The sequence below is a fragment of the Fibrobacter sp. UBA3629 genome, from assembly GCF_002374005.1.
Taxonomy (GTDB): Bacteria; Fibrobacterota; Fibrobacteria; order Fibrobacterales; family Fibrobacteraceae; genus Fibrobacter.
The window spans coordinates 1-3,920 of record NZ_DFLC01000016.1; the positions used below are offsets into that span (position 1 = coordinate 1).

6 protein-coding genes and 3 pseudogenes are annotated in these 3,920 nt (G+C 48.7%); 5 read left to right on the forward strand and 4 right to left on the reverse strand.

The features are described from left to right. The coding region (locus tag B2310_RS06120) for a DEAD/DEAH box helicase family protein (RefSeq protein ID WP_349679642.1) at window positions 1-883 on the reverse strand (883 nt) is incomplete at its 3' end. Between the two features lie 184 nt (window positions 884-1,067). Here B2310_RS06120 and B2310_RS06125 point away from each other — a divergent pair. Further along, window positions 1,068-1,226 carry a hypothetical protein gene (locus B2310_RS06125; RefSeq protein ID WP_290729597.1) on the forward strand — a complete coding sequence of 53 codons (159 nt, stop codon included), beginning with the start codon at window positions 1,068-1,070 and terminating at the stop codon, window positions 1,224-1,226. Next, a pseudogene (gene rhuM / locus B2310_RS13345) lies at window positions 1,181-1,438 on the forward strand (RhuM family protein); the annotation flags it as partial. The gene B2310_RS06125 and the pseudogene rhuM, both read left to right, overlap by 46 nt. 6 nt (window positions 1,439-1,444) lie before the next feature. Here the strand turns inward: rhuM and B2310_RS06130 are convergent. Further along, window positions 1,445-1,579 (reverse strand): hypothetical protein, encoded by a 135-nt coding sequence (locus B2310_RS06130; RefSeq protein ID WP_290729600.1) that lies wholly within the window; start codon window positions 1,577-1,579, stop codon window positions 1,445-1,447. Between the two features lie 51 nt (window positions 1,580-1,630). Here B2310_RS06130 and B2310_RS06135 point away from each other — a divergent pair, with 51 nt between their 5' ends. Next, a complete protein-coding gene (locus B2310_RS06135; RefSeq protein ID WP_290729603.1) occupies window positions 1,631-2,098 on the forward strand; it encodes a hypothetical protein in 468 nt (155 codons plus the stop codon). A gap of 24 nt (window positions 2,099-2,122) precedes the next feature. Next, window positions 2,123-2,594: pseudogene (locus tag B2310_RS06140) on the forward strand (ORF6N domain-containing protein); the annotation flags it as partial. A 164-nt stretch (window positions 2,595-2,758) separates the two neighbouring features. On the opposite strand, the gene B2310_RS06145 reads toward B2310_RS06140, so the two are convergent. Beyond that, on the reverse strand, window positions 2,759-3,283 hold the full coding sequence (locus B2310_RS06145) for a hypothetical protein (protein ID WP_290729609.1): 525 nt from the start codon (window positions 3,281-3,283) through the stop codon (window positions 2,759-2,761). Window positions 3,284-3,387: 104 nt separating this feature from the next. Here B2310_RS06145 and B2310_RS06150 point away from each other — a divergent pair, with 104 nt between their 5' ends. Beyond that, entirely contained in the window at window positions 3,388-3,633 is a 246-nt protein-coding gene (locus B2310_RS06150) for a TIGR03905 family TSCPD domain-containing protein (RefSeq protein ID WP_072799897.1), read from the forward strand. A 39-nt stretch (window positions 3,634-3,672) separates the two neighbouring features. Here B2310_RS06150 and B2310_RS06155 read toward each other — a convergent pair. Beyond that, window positions 3,673-3,920 (reverse strand): annotated as a pseudogene (locus B2310_RS06155) (zinc ribbon domain-containing protein); the annotation flags it as partial.

Genomic DNA, 3,920 nt, shown 5'->3' on the forward strand with positions numbered 1-3,920 from the left:
CCCTGTATGCGTCGGCATCTTCATCGTAATTTGTAAGCCCTTGATACAAGGCCAAATAGATTTCATAAGCCTTATCAATCTGCTTATGGCGGACAATCGTCATTTTGTCCTTGAAAGGCTTGAAGTCTCCACGCTTGGTTTGCGTAATCAGGTTATCACGGTCTGCAAGGAAAAGAATTCGCGGGGTCTTGCCCGGAACCTTGTTCTTTGTCCAGCCGCTTTTCCATAACCGCCAAATGATATGGAATGCCGTAAGCGTTTTTCCGGTACCGGTAGCCATTACCAAAAGGATTCTGTCTTTACCTTTTGCAATCGCCTCTACAGTGCGGTTGACGGCAATCTGCTGGTAATAACGCAGACTGTATCCTGAACTATCGACATAATAATCTTGTGTAGCCGTGGATTCCGCTTCTGGAGAGTCGATACCTTTGTACCGTTTGTAGCAAGCCCAAATTTCTTCGCTCGTCGGGAAATGGTCCAGGTCGCGTTCTTCTACTGCGATAGGATTTCCTTGGCTATCTTTCGGACCGCAGTTTTCACGATAGCGAATCGAGAACGCATCGCCATTACTGCTAATCGCTACGGGAATATCCAGAGTCTGCGCATAAGAAAGCGCTTGCTGGATGCCGTCGCTAACGTAATGCTTGTTATCCTTCGCCTCTACCACGGCAATCGGCATATTCGGCTTGTAATAGAGAATGATATCCGCACGCTTCTTTTGCCCGCGCACAACGGTCTTGCCCTTCACAAAAATTCGACCGTCTGTGAACGAAACCTCTTCGCGAATTTGCGTATCAAGACTCCACCCAGCATTCGTTATGCCGGGCAAAATGAACTTGCTGACAATGTCGCGTTCGGAGAGGTCTTTCTTATTCACTTCCATGGGATACCTTGTTTGCAAATATATATCAAAAAAGGGGTACGGAATATGCTGATTTGAGCTAAAGAGGGAAATTTCAGAGAAAATCATGCGAGCCTATTGACAAACTGGATTTTTGAATCTATATTTAGTGCACAAGTGTGTAGTCTTTGGCGTTTTTTACGCTTGTATGCCAGAGGAGTTGACGATGAAGAAAGATGTTGCGGCCAGTGCGGCCGGAGCCGACAAAAACGAGATCGTCGTTTACCAGCCGGAGGGTGGGGAATTCCATATCGAAGTCCGGGTCGAGAACGAGAGTGTTTGGCTAAATCGACAGCAAATGGCCACCTTTTCGGCAGAGATGTAAAAACGATTGGCAAACACATTGCCAATGCCTTAAAAGAAGAACTCAAGGATATCCCAACTGTCGCAAATTTTGCGACAGTTCAAAATGAAGGCGGTCGAGACGTCCGCAGAAATGTCGAACACTATAATCTAGATGTCATTATATCTGTAGGATACAGGGTAAAGTCTATAAATGGCGTAAAGTTTCGCCAGTGGGCAAACCAAGTCCTTAGGGATCATTTACTCAGGGGATACAGCATCAATCAACGGATGCTGGCAATGGGAGGCACGGAAATTGCCCTTTTTAAGCAAAATGTTGACATGCGCCTTACCGCCGTTGAGCAGCGCGTAGATTTTTTCGTCAACACAGCCCACTCAGCCCAAAATAAGAGAATCGAGCAACTTTCCCACGACGTCCAGAAGGTCATGGCAAATTTCATCGATCCGAGCACTTTCAAGCATTTTTTGATTCTGAACGGGCAGCGGTTGGAGGCCGATGTCGCCTACACGCAGATTTACGGCATGGCGAAGAAGTCGGTGCTGATTGTGGACGACTACCTGGATGTAAAGACTCTCGACTTGCTGCGGTGCGTGGCGAAGGATGTTTCGGTCAAGATTTTCAGCGAACAGCACGGGCGTACCCGCCTGACCGAGAGCATGCTGGCGGACTTCAGGGCTGCCCGCCCGGATGTTGAACTTGGCGATGTCCGCACTACGGGGAACGTGTTCCACGACAGGTACATCTACCTGGATTTCGGGACCGACACCGAGAAACTTTTCCACTGCGGGGCTTCGAGTAAGGACGCGGGCAACAAGATCACGACCATCATGCAGCTGGAAGCTATCGCGGGGTATCGTGCATTGTTCGAGAGACTGCTGGAAAATGAAAGATAATGAAAAGCGCCAGAGGAGTTGACGATGAAGAAAGATGTTGCGGCCAGTGCGGCCGGGGGCGTTGCGCCGAAAAAGCCCGAATTTTCCCTGATAGACGAGGATTTGCTCAAGTCGCGGATATATACCATCCGCGGGGTAAAGGTCATGCTCGATGCCGATCTAGCGGAAATTTACGGGTATAGCACGAAAGATTTTAACAGACAAGTCAAGAATAATATTGAACGTTTTGCGGAGGATTTTCGATTTCAGCTGACCAAAAGGGAAGTTGAGGAATTGCGGTCAAAAAAATTTACCGCAATTACAGATGCAAATGACGCTAAAGATTTGCGGTGCAAAAATTGCACCGCAAATATCAGCACAATGAGCCGTTCCAATCCCTACGTTTTTACGGAACAAGGCATTTACATGCTCATGACTGTGTTGAAAGGCGATTTGGCAGTACAACAGAGTATGGCCCTCATCCGTCTTTTCAAGCAGATGAAGGACTATATTGCGGCGGAGAAAGCACCGGATATTTCTGCGGGGATGGTCGCCCTGGCGAAAGGCGTTTCAGTTAGGATTTTCAGCGAGCAGCACGGGCGCACACGCCTGACCGAAAACCAGACGCAAGCCACATGATTGACGGGATAACCATCACAAAGATTCTCCTTAAAATTTTTCTTAACGGAGGATGCTGCTGCAGTTCATGCTGAATCGTCCGGAGATATAAATCGTACCATTACTCGATTCGCAGCTCTTTTCTTCCGGTTCACATTCTTCCACTTCGGTTACGGTAACATTCGCAAAGCAGCCTTCAACAGTCGCCTGCTCTTCGTAACAATGCGCAAAGCCCAGGTTTATCAGCGAGGTATCGCAATCGGCAAGAGGCAAGCAGATAGAAGTCACGCCCGTTGTCACGGCCATCGGGTAGTAGCCCGTCTTTGTGACCATGGAGAAATTGCAAAATTTTGCCGGAGCTGCGACGCTCGACGAACTTTCGATAACCGCAGAAGAGAGCGTCACAGAAGAAATCGCATCGGACGAACCGGGTGCCACCACTGCAGAAGAACCTTCGACAGCTGAAGAAGATGTCGATGCGGGATCTTGCGACGGGGCAACTGACGAAGAATCATCACCGCAACCGAATACAAGAACGCAACCCGTTATCGAAATGGCACACGCAAAATTCCTAACCCATTTTTTCATAGGAGTCTTTCCTTTTTTACAAAACAACTATAACTAAAATAAAAATTCACAAAGGAGCCGTCAACATTCTATATTTAACGTGAACTTTCAACCCTGAGACACGTATGGAAGAGACTTTCAAGACTAGAGGCGTTTGCGCGACAACGATTCAGTTTACGCGCGACGGAGACAAAATCAGAAATATCCGCTTTACGGGCGGATGCAACGGAAACTTGAAGGCAATCGCGAAGCTCTGCGAAGGCATGAGCGCCGAAGATATCGCGGCAAAGCTCCTGGGCAACACCTGCGGCGGGAAGCCCACATCGTGCGCCGACCAGCTCGCCCGCGCCGTCCTCGGGAAAGAAGCGTAATGTCTTAAACATTACCGTTTCTTGAATATGACGATTTCAGCGCCAGCGCTTGAGCGTCGGGAAGTACTTGCGAAGCTCCGCCTTGTATTCTTCGCGGGTCAGGCTTTTGCCTGTATTCTTGTTGAATTCATCGACGAACTGCGAGCAGAATTCGACCATCTGTTCCATGTTGAAGTCGCCGGTGAAGGCGCCGTCTTTATAGCAGTAGATGCAATATTCCTCGTTCTTGCTGCCGTCGGCGTTTGTGCCCAATATTTCCGGCGTGAGCGGCATTCCGCAGCTCTGAC